The 16,505-nt window shown below is 69.5% G+C and carries 12 protein-coding genes and 1 other RNA gene; 4 read left to right on the top strand and 9 right to left on the bottom strand.

Annotation, left to right across the window (positions count from 1 at the left end; translation table 11 throughout):
• Window positions 1-17: 17 nt before the first annotated feature.
• Window positions 18-617, bottom strand: a complete 600-nt coding sequence (locus HTZ77_RS01205) for a hypothetical protein (RefSeq protein ID WP_175587536.1) — start codon at window positions 615-617, stop codon at window positions 18-20.
• Window positions 611-1,264 carry a hypothetical protein gene (locus HTZ77_RS01210; protein ID WP_175587537.1) on the bottom strand — a complete coding sequence of 218 codons (654 nt, stop codon included), beginning with the start codon at window positions 1,262-1,264 and terminating at the stop codon, window positions 611-613. Before HTZ77_RS01210 ends, HTZ77_RS01205 begins: the two co-directional genes overlap by 7 nt.
• Here HTZ77_RS01210 and HTZ77_RS01215 point away from each other — a divergent pair.
• Together HTZ77_RS01215 and HTZ77_RS01220 are read left to right on the top strand one after the other, a co-directional pair.
• Window positions 1,239-2,558, top strand: coding sequence for a hypothetical protein (locus HTZ77_RS01215; RefSeq protein ID WP_175587538.1), 1,320 nt, complete (start codon window positions 1,239-1,241; stop codon window positions 2,556-2,558). The genes HTZ77_RS01210 and HTZ77_RS01215 overlap by 26 nt on opposite strands.
• Before the next feature lie 79 nt (window positions 2,559-2,637).
• On the top strand, window positions 2,638-3,921 hold the full coding sequence (locus tag HTZ77_RS01220) for an erythromycin esterase family protein (protein WP_175587539.1): 1,284 nt from the start codon (window positions 2,638-2,640) through the stop codon (window positions 3,919-3,921).
• 65 nt (window positions 3,922-3,986) lie between these two features.
• On the opposite strand, the gene ssrA is transcribed toward HTZ77_RS01220, so the two are convergent.
• The 5 genes from ssrA to ftsE all read right to left on the bottom strand — a co-directional run bounded on the left by ssrA (window position 3,987) and on the right by ftsE (window position 8,770).
• Window positions 3,987-4,370, bottom strand: a transfer-messenger RNA (tmRNA) gene (ssrA, locus tag HTZ77_RS01225).
• Between the two features lie 416 nt (window positions 4,371-4,786).
• Window positions 4,787-6,661, bottom strand: a complete 1,875-nt coding sequence (locus tag HTZ77_RS01230) for a penicillin-binding transpeptidase domain-containing protein (protein WP_175587540.1) — start codon at window positions 6,659-6,661, stop codon at window positions 4,787-4,789.
• The gene (gene smpB, locus HTZ77_RS01235; protein ID WP_175587541.1) at window positions 6,658-7,125 is read right to left on the bottom strand and encodes an SsrA-binding protein SmpB; all 468 of its coding nucleotides are present in this window, start codon (window positions 7,123-7,125) and stop codon (window positions 6,658-6,660) included. The genes HTZ77_RS01230 and smpB overlap by 4 nt, the downstream gene beginning before the upstream one ends.
• A 23-nt stretch (window positions 7,126-7,148) precedes the next feature.
• A complete protein-coding gene (gene ftsX / locus HTZ77_RS01240; RefSeq protein WP_175587542.1) occupies window positions 7,149-8,060 on the bottom strand; it encodes a permease-like cell division protein FtsX in 912 nt (303 codons plus the stop codon).
• Between the two features lie 20 nt (window positions 8,061-8,080).
• Window positions 8,081-8,770, bottom strand: a complete 690-nt coding sequence (gene ftsE / locus HTZ77_RS01245; protein WP_049564761.1) for a cell division ATP-binding protein FtsE — start codon at window positions 8,768-8,770, stop codon at window positions 8,081-8,083.
• 203 nt (window positions 8,771-8,973) lie between these two features.
• Here ftsE and HTZ77_RS01250 point away from each other — a divergent pair, with 203 nt between their 5' ends.
• Window positions 8,974-9,165: a hypothetical protein gene (locus HTZ77_RS01250; RefSeq protein WP_175587543.1), complete on the top strand. Its 192-nt coding sequence runs from the start codon at window positions 8,974-8,976 to the stop codon at window positions 9,163-9,165.
• Between the two features lie 43 nt (window positions 9,166-9,208).
• Here HTZ77_RS01250 and prfB read toward each other — a convergent pair whose 3' ends face one another.
• Window positions 9,209-10,327: a peptide chain release factor 2 gene (gene prfB, locus HTZ77_RS01255; protein WP_175587544.1), complete on the bottom strand. Its 1,119-nt coding sequence runs from the start codon at window positions 10,325-10,327 to the stop codon at window positions 9,209-9,211.
• Between the two features lie 47 nt (window positions 10,328-10,374).
• On the opposite strand from prfB, the gene HTZ77_RS01260 reads away from it, so the two are divergent.
• A complete protein-coding gene (locus HTZ77_RS01260) occupies window positions 10,375-11,418 on the top strand; it encodes a hypothetical protein (protein ID WP_175587545.1) in 1,044 nt (347 codons plus the stop codon).
• A 78-nt stretch (window positions 11,419-11,496) separates the two neighbouring features.
• On the opposite strand, the gene HTZ77_RS01265 is transcribed toward HTZ77_RS01260, so the two are convergent.
• Window positions 11,497-16,425 (bottom strand): NAD-glutamate dehydrogenase, encoded by a 4,929-nt coding sequence (locus HTZ77_RS01265; RefSeq protein WP_175587546.1) that lies wholly within the window; start codon window positions 16,423-16,425, stop codon window positions 11,497-11,499.
• Window positions 16,426-16,505 lie beyond the last annotated feature (80 nt).

Below are 16,505 nucleotides of genomic sequence, written 5' to 3' on the forward strand. Positions count from 1 at the left end.
GCCCTCGCCGGAATCCGTCATGATGCCGGTCTGCCCGTCGGGACGTCAGGTGACCATCCCGGGGAGAGGGACGCCAGACCTGCCGAGGCGTAGAGCACGACGATCAGGCTCAGCACGGTCGCGAAACAGGCGACCGTGACGACCGGGCCGAGGGCGGCGTAGCCGTACTCCGCCAGCACACCGGGCCAGCCCAGCGCGACCACGGCCCAGCGCAACACGTCGAGGAGCGCGGCCCTGGAGGCGTCGCCGCCGGAACGCACCCGTCGGACGACAGGGTCGGCCACCAGCCAGACCGCGGCCAGGGCGCCGGCGGCGATGAGGGCGCCGACCGCCCGCCTGACCGGCGAGTCACTCGGGCCGGCTATGGACAGGGTGAAGGAGGCGATCTCCACCCAGACCATGGCGACGGCCATGCCATGGGCCCGGTCGAAGCCGTCGTCGGCGGATCGCCGCAACTGCGCCAGCCCGGACGCGCACAGCCCCCATCCCACGGGGTCGAGCAGCAGGTCGAAGCCGTTGATCCGCAGAGCGACGAAGGCGATGGCCAAGCCTATGGCGATCTTCGTGACCGGCAGCAGTCCCGCCTGGGCGGACTCGGGTGGCGGGCCTTTCACCATGCCGGGCTCACCGCCTCGTTGCAGATCTTGCCGGCGAGCCCGCGCTGCCAGGCGATCGGCAGGCTCTTCGAGGGGCCGTCCAACCGCCCCGAGTCCCAGATCACCTCCGCGGATCCCCCGCCGAGCCAGGTTCGGTACGTGAAGCGGATCGGCCGAGGCTCGTGCGGCACCGCGGCGCAGTCGGTGATGACCACGCGTCTCCTGAGAACCTCCATGTCACCGCGTCGCGCGGTGAGCGTGGCGGGTTCCTGGCGCCCTTCGTCCGGAGGCAGGAAACGCAGGCCGGGAATGTCCGCCGAGATCCCGGTGAGCGTGAAGGTCGCCCACCCTTCATTCTCGACTTCGATATCGACGTCGCCGTAGAGGACACCATTCGCGTCCACATCGGCGCGGGTGAACAACGTGTCGACGCCCCACCGGATATGCGGGGTCATCGCCCCCGTCCACCACAGACCCGCGGCCATGACCAGCGACGCCAGGCAACAATGGACCACGATCTGTAATCGCACGCGGTAGGCATGCCACGAGGCGATACCTAATTGCTTCCATATATCGTCCGGAGTCACGATATCGAACCATATATGGTGGCAACTCGTGACGATACTCTCCTGGACTGCCGGCATGATCACGGTTTTCGTGGCGGCCATGCCGGTCACTCGGGAGCGGCTCACCCGCTTCGCCGCGCTCGCCGGCCTGTCCGTCACGCCGGACAACGCCCGCCGGATCATCGACCACGTCGCCCGCCTGCGGCGACGGCGCCTGATCGCCGTCATACCGGCCGCTCTCGCGACCGGGCTCACCGACGACCCCTTCTATCTGGTCGTGGGCTGGTCCGCCGTTCCCCTCATCGACGCGATACGGCGACCACCCACGCACGGACAGGAGATCTATCGGACGGCATGGCTGCTGGGTTCCGGCGGAGCCGTGGTGGCGTCCGGCTTTCTGCTGCTGAACCAGGGCCCCACTCCGGCGCGTCTCGCGCACGCCGCCATCGTGCTCATTGTGGCGGCGACCGTACTTCTGGCCGCCGCCCGGAAAGCCGGAACTCCCGATGAAATCGGAGAATGGTCGACCCGAAGCCTTTATCTTTCCGGGACCGTCATCGCGTTGTCGGGTGCGCTGCTCACCCCTGGGCAACCGACAGAGCCGGACCTCCCCGAATATTCGACGCCCGCACCGGTTTCCTCCTCAACGGGCTCCTTCACTACGGTGAACAGCATCAAAGACCCGAAGTGCCCGTGGTTCGACGAAATGGACGAACCGTGCCGGTGGTGGCTGGTGAACGGCAGCCCGTTCCCGCAGGCCGCGCCGTACACCATCCGCACGGGCGGAGCCCCGCAGCGAGCCCCCCTCGTCCGCAGCCCCGACCACAAGGCGCTCGTCTACCTGGACAGACGCGAGCGTCGCATGAGCTACCAGGACGCCGACCGCACCCGTGCGCTCACGGGCGTCCTCGCCGACAGCGCGGTTCCCAGCGTCACCTTCGCCCACCAGAACAGGTACGTCGCCCTCGCCAAGGACGACGCACAGGTCACCGACACCCGAACGTGGGCCACGATCACCATCCCCGGCGCCCGGCAGGTGCACGACATCAACCAGCACGGCATCGTGGCGACGACGGCGTCCCACGTCCTGGTGGTCGATCATCTCGGCCGGACCCGCATGACCCTGCCTCGGAGACATCCCCAGGCCACCTATCTCCTTCACCCGGACGGAGCCCTGCTCGCGATCGTCCGGAACGCCGAAGAACGCGTGGACACCTATCTGGTCAAGACCGGCGAACACCTCTCCGGGGTGGCCCTCAGGTTCCCCGGCGACGAGTATCTCGGCGCCGGCCTCGGCTGGTCGAAGGAGGGACCCTTCCTCGTCCGCGGGTCCCTGCACGAACGCGTCTACTACGTGGACCTGACGACAGGCAAGCTCTGGCGCCGCAAGCACTGACACGGTGGTGCCAGCCTTACCGGCAAGAGGCCGGTCCACGGGATCGAGACGGCGCGGGCCGATCCCTACGGTTGAACGCATGAACAAGCTCTCCCTACTGACGTTCGGCCTGGTCGCGGCGCTGGCCGCGCCGATCCTGGCCACCCCGGCCCACGCCACTTCCGCCAAGTCCGACAAGTCCGACAAGGGGGTCGTGGCCGGGCTCGACCGGTACGCCCGCCCACTGAGCGACTTGGACGCGCTGTCCGAGATGACCCGCGACGCCTCGATCGTGGGTATCGGCGAAGTGACCCACGGGTCAAAGGAGCTGTTCACCGTACGCAATCGGATGTTCCGGCACCTGGTCAGCAACCAGGGCTTCACCACGATCGCCCTTGAGGCGCCCTGGTCGGCGGGCGTCCGGCTGGACGAGTACATCCGCACCGGAAAGGGCGACCTGCGCACGATCATGCGCGAGGACTTCCAGCAGGCCTACGGCTTCTGGCAGACCAAGGAGTGGATGGACCTCTACACCTGGATGCGCGAGTACAACCGCACGGCCCGCCACAAGCTGCGGGTCATGGGCTTCGACATGGGCGACGTCCATCCGGACCAGTACCGGCGAGTGATCGCCTGGGCCGAGAAGAACAAGCCCGCGATCGCGCCCGAGCTGCGCCGCCGTTACGCCGATCTGCTCGCCCTTCCCGGCGGTACGGCGGAGCGCATGGACGCCCTCGCCGCCCTCCCGGCGGAGCGGCACAAGACCCTGGCCGAGAACGCCGAGGCCGCCTACCGCCTGGTGGAGAAGGCTCCTCCGATCGTGGCCCAGGAGGCGCGGGTCATCGCGCAGATGGCCACGCTGTACACCCTGGACGGCCCCGCCATGCACCGCCACCGCGACAGGTCCATGGCGGAGAACACATGGTGGTGGAACCGGCACACCGGCCTGAAGACGGTGGCGGCGGCCCACAACGGCCACATCGGCTACGTCTCGGCCTGGCCGGACATGTACCCGGTCACCCAGGGCGCCCATCTGCGCGCGATGGCCGGCAAGTCCTACGTCGCCATCGGCACCACCATCCACAGCGGCCGGTTCCGCGCCATGGATCCGAAGACCGGCAAGATCGGGGTCTTCGACACCGGCGCCCCGGGCACCGGCAGCAGCGAGCACACGCTCGACAAGGTCCGCCACCGCGACTATCTCCTGAGCCTGCGCCAGGCCGGCCAGAACCCGGCGGTCCGCACCTGGCTGGACACCGCCCGCCCCACCTACACGATCCCGGCCACGTACATGCCCGAGATGTTCACCAAGCCCCTGGCCCTGGGCAAGGCCTACGACTCGCTGATCCACCTCCACCGTGTGAAGGCGGCCGACCCCCTCTGAGCCGCGCTCCTGCGCGTACAACGCAAAAACGGCGGTGTCCGTGAGGACACCGCCGTTTTTGACATGAGTGGAGGTGGCGGGAATCGAACCCGCGTCCTTCAACCCCAAGACAGGGCTTCTCCGGGCGCAGCCTGCTGTGCTTTTCTCAGCCCCGGCGATCTCGCAGGCGAGTCACCGACGGGCTCAGCCACTGTTTGGTTTCCCGATCACCCCCGTGGCCGGGTTGATCGGTTGAGCCTTCTAGCGATGCCAGATCCCGGGCCGAAGGCGCTCCCGGGCTGACAGTGGTTTCGCTACTTAGGCAGCGAGGCCCAGGGAGTCCTGGGCTACCACAGTGCGCTTGGAATTGGCACTTGTTGTTTGCGGTCACAGGATTAACGAGGTTATGTCCGCAGTCCTCGGCCCGCTTCACCTGACTTGCAAGGTCAAAGTCGAAGCCAGTCACCCCCTGTGCAATTGTCAACACGGTCTCCGCGCTTGCACGCGATGACCGAGCAACATGAAGATACAACCCACAACGCCTGCGACGCCAACTTGATTCCCGGTGTCCCCCAGGTTCGCCTGTCACCAAGACGGCGAAACCCCCGGGAACGCGGCTCGAAGCGCACGCTCCCGGGGGCCGACCGGCAGGGTCGAGCCGGTCCGACGGCAGGACTTCCCCCGAGATGAAGTCCTGGTCTCATCGCGACGACTGGAACCGCAACCCCCCGAGCGGCCCAGTCATTCTGTAAGACGCCGCCGGAGGCCCCGCGGGTTGCTTCCCGGCGTCAGCGTTGCTTCAGGACCTCGCCATGGAACGGCATGGCCGCACGCGCCCCGCTCCGGGCGCCCCCGTGGAACGCGCCGAACGCCCCGGAACCGAGCCTCAGCCCTGGTCGCGCAGCGCGCCGAAGAAGTCGCCCGCGATGGCCGCCGGGTTGTAGTTCTTGGCCAGGACGGCGATCGCCAGGTCGCCCTGCCAGCCCACGAACCAGCGCTGCCGGCTGTCCTCGTCACCCGCCGCCGCGGACACCCCGTACACCTGCCCCTTGCCCGCCTGCGCGGGCGAGCCCTTGGCGCCCGCCTGCATCATCGCGGTCAGGGCCGCGCGGACCTTCGGGTCGAGCGGCACCGGCTGCGGCGCCGGCGCGGGCGCGATCTCGCCCGTGGGGTCGGGCGACTTGGGGTCGGTCACCAGCACGGGCGGCCGCCACGTGCCGGAGCCGACGGCCGCCGCGACCAGCGCCATCGACAGCGGGCTCACCTGGACGCTCTGGCCCGCGATGGCCCTGGCCTTGTCCGCGTCGCTGCCGAGCTCGCCGACCGAGCCGCTGAACGACTTGAGCGGGAGCTGCCACGGCTGCCCGAAGCCGAACGCCTTGGCGCTCTGCGCGAGCGCCCCCGCGTCCACCCGGCGGGCGAGCGAGGCGAGCGCGGTGACGCAGCCCCTGGCGAAGTTCTCGGTGAGGGTCGGCGCCGGCTCGCTCACGCCCGCCGCCTGGCCCACCTCGACGAACCGGGCGCCGCCGACCGTGCGCTCCGCCGGGCACGCCAGCCGCAGCTTCGGGCTCACGTTCCCCTTGACGAGGGCGTCGGTGGCGACGATGGAGAACGCGGTGCCGGCCGGGAACTTGCCGGCCAGGGCGTCCTTCTCCTGGTTCATGCCGCTCGTGGCGACCGCCCGGATCTCGCCCGTCGCCTTGTCGACCGCGACGAGGGCGCCGCTCTGGCTCTGCTCGACCGCCTGGTCGGCGGCCTGCTGGACGGCGCTGTCGATGGTGGTCTTGACCGACTGGTTCGCGCGGCCGGGCCACTCCTTGAGCACCGCGACGTCCTTGCCGGTCTTGGCGTCGAGGATGACCACCTTGGTCTGCGTGGAACCGGTCAGGTAGTCCTGGTACGCCTTCTGCAGACCGCTCTGCCCGATCGAGTCGCCCGCGCGCTGCGGGCCGCCGAGCTTCGCCTCGTCCTCGGCGGTGATCGCGCTGACCTTGCCGACCAGGTCCTTGGGCTCCTTGGGGGCGAGCGGCTGCGGCTGCTCCTGCACCGTGAGCTGCTCGATCTTGTCGAGCTGGTTCTTCAGCGCCAGGTACCGGGTGCGGCCGAAGTGGGCCAGCGGCACGAACTGGTGCGGCGGGGACGACCGGATGCGGTTGAGCAGCCGGTCGTGAGGGAACCCGGTGTACTTGGCGAGCTGCTGCACGACCTCCTCGGCCTGCGCGCCGAGCTGCGAGGGCACCACGCCGGCCACGTACAGCACCTGCGGGCTCTGCAGCGAGTCGCCGTTGCGGTCGTTGATCGGCTGGCGCGGGATCGCCTCGGGGTCCACGGCGAACCGCTGCCCCTCCTTGAGCTGCGGGTGGATGACCGAGGGCGACCAGCGCACCTTCCACACGCCGTCGACGAGGTGCAGGGGCAGCACGCCGTCGTAGCCCCAGAGCGGGCTGTTCTCGCCCAGGTCCACCTCGGCCCGGAAGTCGGCCCGCGACTCGTCGCCGTTCAGGCTGACGTTCTTGATCTTGAAGCGGAAGGAGGCGGCGTCCAGCTCCAGCTTCACGTCGGCCAGCGTCTTGCGGACCGCCGCCTCGTCGCCGTCGGTGCGGCGGGCCGCGAGCTCGTAGTCGCCCGTCTGCCAGCCCACGAGGAAGTCGCGCAGCGCGTCGTGCGGCGACGACTCGTCGAAGCAGCCGGTCAGAGTCGTGGACGCGACCGCGAGCGTGGCGAACGCGGACAGCGTACGGCGAAGGCGGGGACGGCTCATCGGTTGCGGTGGCGCAGTGCCCTGGCCATCTCCCGCTTTGCCTGCTGCTCGGCCAGCGTCTGCCGCTTGTCCCAGTCCTTCTTGCCGCGCGCCACGCCGATCTCGACCTTGGCCCGGCCGTCCTTGAAGTACAGGGAGAGCGGCACGATCGTCAGGCCGCCCTCCTTCACCTTGGCGGACAGCTTGGCGATCTCCTTGCGGTGCAGCAGGAGCTTGCGCTTGCGGCGGGCGGCGTGGTTGGTCCACGTGCCCTGGGTGTACTCGGGGATGTGGACGTTGAGCAGCCACGCTTCGCCGTCGTCGATGGTGGCGTATCCGTCGATGAGCGAGGCGCGTCCCTCGCGCAGGGACTTGACCTCGGTGCCCTGCAGCACGAGGCCGGCCTCGTAGGTGTCCTCGACGTGGTAGTCGTGCCGAGCACGCTTGTTCTGGGCGATGACCTTCCGCCCCGTCTCACGTGGCATGCCTCGACCTTACCGGCGTTCCTCTAGACCCTGAGATAGCGGCGGAGCGTCACGAACGACGCCAGGACACAGATCAGCACGCCGATCACCATGGTGAGGGTGATGGAAGTCGCCACCTCGTCCCAGCCCAGCGGCGCGCCGATGGCGATGAACTTGGTGATCTCCTCGAACATGAACACCTTGGCCGCGATGAGCAGGACCGCGGCGAGCACACCGCCGATCAGGCCGGCGATCATGCCTTCCATCACGAACGGCAGCTGGATGTAGAGGTTCGAGGCGCCGACCAGGCGCATGATGCCGGTCTCACGGCGGCGGTTGAAGGCCGACAGCCGGACGGTGTTGCCGATCAGCAGCGCGGCGGCGAGCACCAGGATGATGGCGATGGTGATCGCCGCCCAGCGGAGCGTGTCGAGCATGCTGAAGAACTTGCCGATCAGCTCTCTCTGGTTGATCACCTGAGAGACGCCCGGCAGCACCTCCGCCGCCTTCACAATCGGCTCGTAGTTCTCCGGATCGGTCAGCTTGAGCCGGAACGAGGTCGGCATGTCCTTGACCGTCGCGGCGTCGATCAGCGCCTTGTTGGTGGCGAAGGACTGCTTGAAGTTCTCGTAGGCCTGCTGCTGGTTCTCGTAGATCACCCCACCGGGGGCGACGCCGGGGATCTTCTCGAGTTGGGCCTTCAGGGCGGTGGTCTCCTCGTCGGTGATGCCCTTGCCCTTGCACCTCTCGGAAGCGGTGCCCTGGTTGCAGAGGAAAACCGAGACCTCGACCTTGTCGTACCAGTAGCTCTGCATCATCGAGACCTGCGAGTTGATCATCAGGCCGACGCCCAGCATCGCCATGCCGACCGCCACAGTGATCACCACCGCGATCGTCATGGTCAGGTTGCGACGGAGGCCGATCCAGACCTCGGAGAAGATGAAATTCGCCCGCATGGTTTGCCTGCTGCTCCCTGTCAGTACGCCTGGCCGTAGACGCCACGCGACTGGTCGCGGACGATCTTGCCGTCCTCCAGCTCCACGACACGCTTGCGCATGGAGTCGACGATGGCCGCGTCGTGCGTGGCCATGACGACAGTAGTGCCGGTTCGGTTGATGCGGTCCAGCACCTTCATGATGCCGATGCTCGTCGCCGGGTCGATGTTGCCCGTCGGCTCGTCGGCCAGCAGGATCATCGGCCGGTTGACGAACGCGCGCGCCATGGCGACACGCTGCTGCTCGCCGCCGGACAGCTCGTCGGGCATGCGGTGCGCCTTGCCCTCCAGGCCGACCAGCTCGATGACCTCGGGCACCACCTTGCGGATGAAGCGCCGCGGCTTGCCGATGACCTCCAGGGCGAACGCCACGTTCTCGTAGACGTTCTTGTTCGGCAGCAGCCGGAAGTCCTGGAAGACGCAGCCGATGCGGCGGCGCAGGTGCGGCACCTTGAAGTTGGAGAGGCGAGCCAGGTCCTTGCCGGCGACATGAATGGCGCCGGAGTTGGGCCGCTCCTCCTTGAGGACCAGTCGCAGGAACGTGGACTTGCCTGATCCCGAAGGACCGACGAGGAACACGAACTCGCCCTTGTCCACGTCAACGGAGACGTGGTCGAGCGCGGGCCGGTTCTGGTTCGTGTAGACCTTGGTGACATTATCGAAATGGATCACGAGAGCATCACGGCATGCCAGTCTAGGGGTCAGGACGGAAGCGAGGGTGGCACATGCCCACTTCCCGCCGCTCGGCCGTCGGGGACGTCTTTCTTTACCGATGATCGACGTTCCGATTGGCCAGGGGACAGTCTAGGGGGAAGACTGGCATGGAACGTCCATAACGGAAACAAAACGATTGTGCGGCTACACTTGGGGCTGACATGAGTTGCCAACACCTCGTCTGCGCGCAGTGCGCCCACCCGGTCATCGAGGGTCGCTGCGCGGTCTGCCGCGCCAACCGCGAGCGGATGCACAACCACGGCTTCGCCGGGCTGTCACCCGCTCTCATCGCCGGGCTGCTGCTCGCGCTGTTGTTCCTGACCCTCGTGCTGAAGCACCTGAGCGGCCTCTAGGAGCCCCGGGCGCCCGGCGCCCGGGTCGGCCTTCGGACGGCCCCTAGAGGGCCGCTTCCGACTCCTGCCGGCGCATCCAGCGGATCTCCGACTCGATGAACTGGTCGAGGTCGCCGTCGAGCACGGCCGACGGGTTGCCGGCCTCGGTGCTCGTGCGCAGGTCCTTCACGATCTGGTACGGGTGCAGCACGTAGTTGCGGATCTGCGTGCCCCACGACGTGGTCGTGGCGCCGCGCAGCTCCGACATCTTCTCCGCCTCCTCCTGGCGCTTGCGCTCCAGCAGCTTGGCCTGGAGCACGGCCATGGCGGTCGCGCGGTTCTGGAGCTGGGAGCGCTCGTTCTGGCAGGAGACCACGATGTTGGTCGGCAGGTGCGTGATGCGGACGGCCGAGTCGGTCGTGTTGACGCCCTGGCCGCCGGGGCCGGAGGAGCGGTAGACGTCGACGCGGATCTCGTCCTCGTTGATGTCGATGTGGTCGGTCTGCTCGACCACCGGCACGATGTCCACGCCGGCGAACGACGTCTGGCGGCGGCCCTGGTTGTCGAACGGGCTGATGCGCACCAGGCGGTGGGTGCCGTGCTCGCCGCGCAGCGTGCCGTACGCGTAGGGGGCCTTGACCGTGAACGTGGCCGACTTGATGCCGGCCTCCTCGGCGTAGGAGGTCTCGTAGACCTCGGTCGGGTAGCCCTTGCGCTCGGCCCAGCGGAGGTACATGCGCAGCAGCATCTCGGCCCAGTCGGCGGCGTCGACGCCACCGGCCTGCGAGTTGATCGTCACCAGCGCCTCGCGGGCGTCGTACTCGCCCGACAGCAGGGTGCGGACCTCCAGCGCGCCGATGTCGGAGCGCAGCGTGGCGAGCTCCTTGTCGGCCTCGGCCCGCGTGTCGTCGTCGCCCTCCTCGGCGGCCAGCTCGTAGAGCACGCCGAGGTCGTCCAGCCGGCGCGCCAGCCCGTCGACGCGGTTGAGCTCGCCCTGCAGGTGGGACAGCTTGCTCGTGACCTTCTGCGCCTGGTCGGGGTCGTCCCACAGGTCGGGGGCGGCCACCTGCTGCTCCAGCTCCTCGATCTGCTTGCGCATCGCGTCGAGGTCGAGCACGTCCTGGATGCTCCGGAGCGTGCCCGCGAGCTCGTTGATCTCTTCTGCCGGATCGATGACTGCCACGTCTCCCAAGGGTACGCGACCCTCACGCGCACGAATAACATGGCGAGGTGCGTGCATCCGGTCGGCTCAGGACACTGGCGCTCGCCGCCGGGCTGCTGGCCGGCGCGACCGCCTGCTCAGGCGGCTCCGCCGCGCCCTCGGCGGCGCCCGTGACGCGCGCCGCCGTCAGCTCGTCGGCGACCGCCACGCCGGCGCTGCCGCCCCCCGAGGTCACCCGGGCCGAGGCGGGCGAGGTGTTCTCCACGCTGACGGCCACCGACGACGTGCTGCGGGCCGCCGCGCCCAAGCTGCACGACGGCACCCTGCGCGACGCGCTCGACCTCACCCGCGACGCCGAAGCCCAGCTCACCACGGCCGCCTACCAGTCCACGGGCTACCATCCCCCCCGCTACGAATGGGGCTCGCCCGTCCTGTACGTGCCCCGCTTCCCCGCCGGCTCGGAGTCGCCGTGGTTCACCGCCCTGGTGGCCCGCGACGGTCATCCGACGCTGCTGACCTTCGCCAAGGTCAACAAGGACGCCAAGTGGCAGATCAGCGCGGTGACCCGGCTGCTCGACGGGCAGGACCCGCCGCCGGTCCAGCTCGACGCCGAGGGCTACGCGACGGCGCTCGACCCGGGCGACAAGAGCGTGACCATCAGCCCGCAGTACATGGGGCCGCTGCACGCGACGGCGGCCGAGGCGGGGGCCACCGGCGTGGCGGCCGGCCTGATCGCGCCCGGCCCCTACACCACCGACCTCGCCGAGGAGATCAACGACGAGCGCAAGGCGGCCAAGGACGCCGGGCTCAGCTACGACTCGATCTTCAGCGGCAACGACTACCCCGTCTACGCGCTGCGCACCCGCGACGGCGGCGCGCTGATCCAGTACTCCCTGTCGCGCAACACCACCACGACGGCGGCGACCAACGTGAAGGACTTCATCCCGGTGCCCGACGACGCCCAGTGGGCGATCGACGAGCCGAAGGTCCGGCGCACGCTCAAACTGACCGAGACGCACCAGTACGCCACGGCCGTGCCGCCGGCGTCGGCGCCGGCGGCGGCCCGGGTCATCGCCCACGAGGGCGGCCTCACCCGCGCCTCGGGCGAGTGATCTCCGGCACGTGACAGCAGGCGCCGGGCGGCGCCTCGGGTGGGTGGTCCCGCCCGAGGCACTCCTACGGCGCCGCCCTCACTCCTCCCCGTGCGGCAGGTTGCTGGTCGCGACGAGCGTGCGGACGGCGCGCAGCGCGACCGACAGCGTGGCCAGGTCGAAGTTGTCGCTCTCCCAGATCTCCGACAGCGTCTGCCGGGCACGGCCCACGGCGGCCGAGTTGGCGTCCGTCCAGAGAGCCAGCCGCTCCTCCGGCGACAGGCCCGGCGTGCTGTGCGTCAGCACGTCGCGGGTGAGCGAGGCGTGCGCGGCGTAGAGGTCGTCGCGCAGCGCCGAGCGGGCCATCGAGTTCCACCGGTTGTCGCGCGGCAGGGAGATGACGCGCTCCCTGAGCCGGGCGAGCTGGAGCCGGTCGGCCAGGTCGAAGTACACCTCGGCCACCTCGTTGACCGGCCGTCCCGTGAGCGAGGAGATCTCCACCAGGTCGAACGTCGAGTAGGCGGGCACCATCGCCGCCACCCGCTCGGCCAGGTCCACGGGCACGTCCCGGGCCACGAAGGCGTCGCGGCGCTCCTCGAAGGCGGCCAGGTCCGGGCCGGCGAGGAGCTTGGGCATGTGCGTGAGCAGGCCGTTGACGCCCTTGACGAAGAACCCGGCCGCGGCGGCGAGGTCGAGCGGCGGGCGGCGGTTGGTGAGCAGCCAGCGGGTGCCCCGCTCGGCCAGCTTGCGCGCCTCCAGCAACATGGCGATCTGGGTGCTCGTGTCCACGACGTTGTCCAGCGCCTCCACCTGGCGGTAGAAGCTGGGCAGGTCGAAGACCTCGCGGGCGACGAGGTAGGCGCGCACGATGTCGGGCGTCGAGGCGCCGGTCTCCTCCGCGAGGCGGAACATGAACGTGGTGCCCATGGAGTTGACCAGCTCGTTCACCACGCAGGTGGTGATGATCTCGCGGCGCAGCGGGTGGGCGTCCATGTACTCGCGGAACCGCTCGCGCAGCGCCGACGGGAAGTACGACACCAGCCACGAGGCGAGGTACGGGTCGTCGGGCAGGTCGGAGGCGAGCAGCTCGGCGTCCACCACCAGCTTGGTGTAGGCGAGCAGCACCGAGAACTCCGGCGCGGTGAGCCCGAGCCGCGCCTGGCGGCGCTCGGCCAGCGTCTTGTCCGACGGCAGGAACTCCAGCTCCCGGTTGACCAGCCCGTCGCGTTCGAGCCGGCGCAGGTAGCGGGCGTGGATGTGGAGCATCTCCACGGCCTGGGAGCGGGCGGCGGCCAGCACCACGTTCTGCGCGTGGTTGTCGCGCAGGACCAGGTCGGCGACCTCGTCGGTCATCGAGGTGAAGACCTCGTTGCGCTGGGTGTCGGTGAGCCTGCCGTCGCGGACGACCTGGTCGAGCAGGATCTTGATGTTCACCTCGTGGTCGGAGGTGTCGACGCCCGCGGAGTTGTCGATGAAGTCGGTGTTGACCAGACCGCCGTTGAGCGCGAACTCGATGCGGGCGAGCTGGGTGAAGCCGAGGTTGCCGCCCTCGCCGATGACCTTGCAGCGCAGCTCGGCGGCGTCGACGCGCAGCGGGTCGTTGGCCTTGTCGCCGACGTCGGCGTGGGACTCGACGCTCGCCTTGACGTAGGTGCCGATGCCGCCGTTCCACAGCAGGTCGACCGGGGCCTTCAGGATGGCGCTGATCAGGTCGTTGGGCGCCATGGACGTGACGCCGGCCGGCAGGTCGAGCGCCTCGCGCATCTGCGGGGTGATGGAGACGGACTTGGCGGTGCGCGGGAAGACGCCGCCGCCCGCCGAGATCAGCTCGGCCGAGTAGTCGGCCCACGAGCTGCGGGGCAGCTCGAACAGGCGCTGCCGCTCGGCGAACGAGGTGGCCGCGTCCGGGTCGGGGTCGATGAAGATGTGCCGGTGGTCGAAGGCGGCGACCAGGCGGATGTGCCGCGACAGCAGCATGCCGTTGCCGAACACGTCGCCGGACATGTCGCCGACGCCGGCCACCGTGAAGTCGGTGGTCTGGACGTCGACGCCGGTGGTGCGGAAGTGGTACTTGACCGACTCCCAGGCGCCGCGGGCGGTGATGCCCATGGCCTTGTGGTCGTAGCCGATGGAGCCGCCGGAGGCGAAGGCGTCGCCGAGCCAGAAGCCGTAGTCCTTGGCCACGCCGTTGGCGATGTCGGAGAACGTCGCGGTGCCCTTGTCGGCGGCCACGACCAGGTAGGGGTCGTCGCCGTCGTGCCGGACGACGTCGGCCGGCGGCACGACCTTGCCGTCGACGAGGTTGTCGGTGACGTCGAGCAGGCCCGAGATGAACGTCCGGTAGCAGGCCACGCCCTCGGCCAGCACCTCCTCGCGGGAGCCGGACGCCGGGGGCCGCTTGACGACGAACCCGCCCTTGGACCCGGTCGGCACGATGACGGTGTTCTTGACCATCTGCGCCTTGACCAGGCCGAGGATCTCGGTGCGGAAGTCCTCCATGCGGTCGGACCAGCGCAGGCCGCCTCGGGCCACCTTGCCGAAGCGCAGGTGGACGCCCTCGACCCGCGGCGAGTACACGAAGATCTCGAACTTGGGCCGCGGCAGCGGCAGCACGCTGATCGCCTGCGAGTCGAACTTGAGGGAGATGTAGTCCTTGCGGACCCCGTCGACGCTCTGGAAGTAGTTGGTGCGCAGCGTCGCCTCGATCATCTCGAGGTACGCCCGCAGGATCCGGTCCTCGTCGAGCGAGGCGACCTCGTCGAGCGCGCCCAGGACCTCCTCCCGCAGGGCGTCGGCCAGGTCGTCGCGCGCGTCCTGCGGGCGCCGCGGGTCGAGCCGGGCCTCGAAGAGGCTGACCAGCAGCCGCGACAGCCGGACGTTGCCGATCAGCACCCGCTCCATGTAGCGCTCGGAGAAGGCGCTGCCGGCCTGGCGCAGGTACTTGGCGTAGACCCGCAGGATCTCGACCTGCTCCCAGGTCAGCCCGGCGCGCAGGATCAGCGCGTTGAAGTTGTCGGCCTGGACGCGGCCCCGCCACAGCGCGAGCAGGCCGGCCTCGAACAGCCGCTTGACGTCGTCGCCCGTGGCCGCCTCGGAGGCGGTGAAGCGCAGGCCGAAGTCGTAGATCCAGCAGTTGCGCGTGTCGTCGTCCGCCGTGGCGGCCGGGGCGGCCGAGTCGGGGGCGGCCCTGCGATAGGTGTCGATCTCGTACGGGCGCTCGTCCACGACCTCGACGCCGAGCCGCTGGATGAGCGGCAGCGCCTTGGACAGCGAGATGGGCTCGCCGACCTTGTAGATCTTCAGCCGGCGCTGGCCCTCCTCGGCGTCGTCCGGCACGTACAGGTCGATGTCGACGGCGTCGCCGTCGCTCCCGGTCACCAGCCGCTCCAGCCGGCGCACGTCGGCGACGGCCGTCTCGGGCGTGAAGTCGGCCTTGTAGCCCTCGGGGAACGCCTGCTGGTAGCGCCGGACCAGCCGGGGCGCCTGGTCGTCGGAGACGGTGTCGGTGAGCGCCACCGCCAGGTCGTCGGCCCAGGAGCGGGTGATCGCGGCCAGCCGCGCCTCCAGCTGCTCGACGTCCACCTCCGGCTGCGGGAGCTGCTTGCCCCGCTCGCCGCGGATGACCACGTGCAGGCGGGCCAGCGCCGACTCGCCGATCATCGCGCTGTAGTCGAGCGACCTGCCGCCGAGCGCCTTCAGCAGCACCTCCTGCATCTTCAGCCGCACCTGGGTGGTGTAGCGGTCGCGCGGCAGGTAGATGAGGCAGGAGATGGAGCGGCCGTAGTCGTCGGGGCGCAGGAACAGCTTGACCTGCTTGCGCTCGCGCAGCCGCAGCACGCCCAGCGCGATCGGCAGGAGCTGCTCGACCGAGGTCTGGAACAGCTCGTCGCGGGGGAAGGTCTCCAGGATCTCGATGAGGTCCTTGCCGTCGTGGCTGTCGGCGGCGAGCCCGGCCATCTCCAGCACCGCGGCCAGCTTGCGGCGCAGCACGGGGATCCGGGAGATCGACTCGTTGTAGGCCACGTGGGTGAACAGGCCGAGGAAGCGGCGCTCGCCGATGACCTCGCCCATGGGGGAGAACAGCTTCACCCCGATGTAGTCGAGGTAGGCGGCCCGGTGGACGGTGGCGCGGGAGTTGGCCTTGGTGATGATGAGCTGCCGCTTCTCGCGCGCCTTGGCGCGCACCTCGGGCGGCAGCACGGAGAAGCTGGCCGAGCCGATCTTGTCGTCGCGCAGGATGCCGAACGCGGTGCCGGGCAGCGCGCGCAGCGCGTCGCCCTCGTCGGTGCTCTCCAGGCGGTACTCGCGGTAGCCGAGGAAGGTGAAGTGCCCGTCGGCGAGCCAGCGCAGCAGGTCGATGCTGTCCTCGACCTCGGCCGGCTCCAGCGGCGGCGGGTTCATCGACAGGTCCTCGGCGGTCTGCTCGGCCAGCGCCCGCATCTTGGAGAAGTCCTCGACCGCGTGCCGGACGTCGGTCAGCACCCGCTGGAGGTCGTCCTCCAGCCGCTTGAGCGCCTCCGGATCGGCCTGCCGGTCGATCTCGATGTGGATCCAGGACTCGACCATGAGCTGGCCGGTGACGTCCTCCTGGCCGCGCCCGAGCATGCGGCCCGTCATGTCGCGGCGCACCCGCATCTGGGGGTGGACGAGCAGGCGGATGCCGATGTCGTGCCGGTCGAGCTCCATCGTGACCGAGTCGACGAGGAACGGCATGTCGTCGGTGACGACCTCCACGACGGAGGCGCCCGGGTCCCAGCCGTGCTCGGCCACCGTGGGGGTGTAGGCCCGGACCGCCGGGCGGCCCTGCGGGCGTACCGCGGCCAGCCGTCGCTGGGACATCGCGGGACCGTAGACCTCGACGGGACCGCGGTCGAGCAGGTCCTCCGGCGCCACGTGCCGGTAGTAGACCCGCAGCAGGCCCAGCGCCTCGTCGGGACTCGTGTCGTCGCTCACGGCCGCGTATCGCTGCGCGGCTCGCTGGAGCAACTCGTCCTTGGCCTCGTCGAGCTTGGCCTCGTCGAGCGGCATGTCGCTCTCACTCCTTTGTGAGGGTTTGCCATACATGTTCATAGCCAGGCCTCTGGTTCCCCAAAAGGCGGGAAATAGTG

This window comes from Nonomuraea montanisoli (assembly GCF_013363975.1).
GTDB classification, from domain to species: domain Bacteria; phylum Actinomycetota; class Actinomycetes; order Streptosporangiales; family Streptosporangiaceae; genus Nonomuraea; species Nonomuraea montanisoli.

What these genes read in the sequence shown, in the direction of transcription:
- HTZ77_RS01205 (WP_175587536.1), bottom strand. Translation starts at nt 617, where the DNA reads ATGGTGAAAGGCCCGCCACCCGAGTCCGCCCAGGCGGGACTGCTGCCG.
- HTZ77_RS01215 (WP_175587538.1), top strand. Translation starts at nt 1,239, where the DNA reads ATGATCACGGTTTTCGTGGCGGCCATGCCGGTCACTCGGGAGCGGCTC.
- HTZ77_RS01210 (WP_175587537.1), bottom strand. Translation starts at nt 1,264, where the DNA reads ATGGCCGCCACGAAAACCGTGATCATGCCGGCAGTCCAGGAGAGTATC.
- HTZ77_RS01220 (WP_175587539.1), top strand. Translation starts at nt 2,638, where the DNA reads ATGAACAAGCTCTCCCTACTGACGTTCGGCCTGGTCGCGGCGCTGGCC.
- HTZ77_RS01230 (WP_175587540.1), bottom strand. Translation starts at nt 6,661, where the DNA reads ATGAGCCGTCCCCGCCTTCGCCGTACGCTGTCCGCGTTCGCCACGCTC.
- smpB (WP_175587541.1), bottom strand. Translation starts at nt 7,125, where the DNA reads ATGCCACGTGAGACGGGGCGGAAGGTCATCGCCCAGAACAAGCGTGCT.
- ftsX (WP_175587542.1), bottom strand. Translation starts at nt 8,060, where the DNA reads ATGCGGGCGAATTTCATCTTCTCCGAGGTCTGGATCGGCCTCCGTCGC.
- HTZ77_RS01250 (WP_175587543.1), top strand. Translation starts at nt 8,974, where the DNA reads ATGAGTTGCCAACACCTCGTCTGCGCGCAGTGCGCCCACCCGGTCATC.
- HTZ77_RS01265 (WP_175587546.1), bottom strand. Translation starts at nt 16,425, where the DNA reads ATGCCGCTCGACGAGGCCAAGCTCGACGAGGCCAAGGACGAGTTGCTC.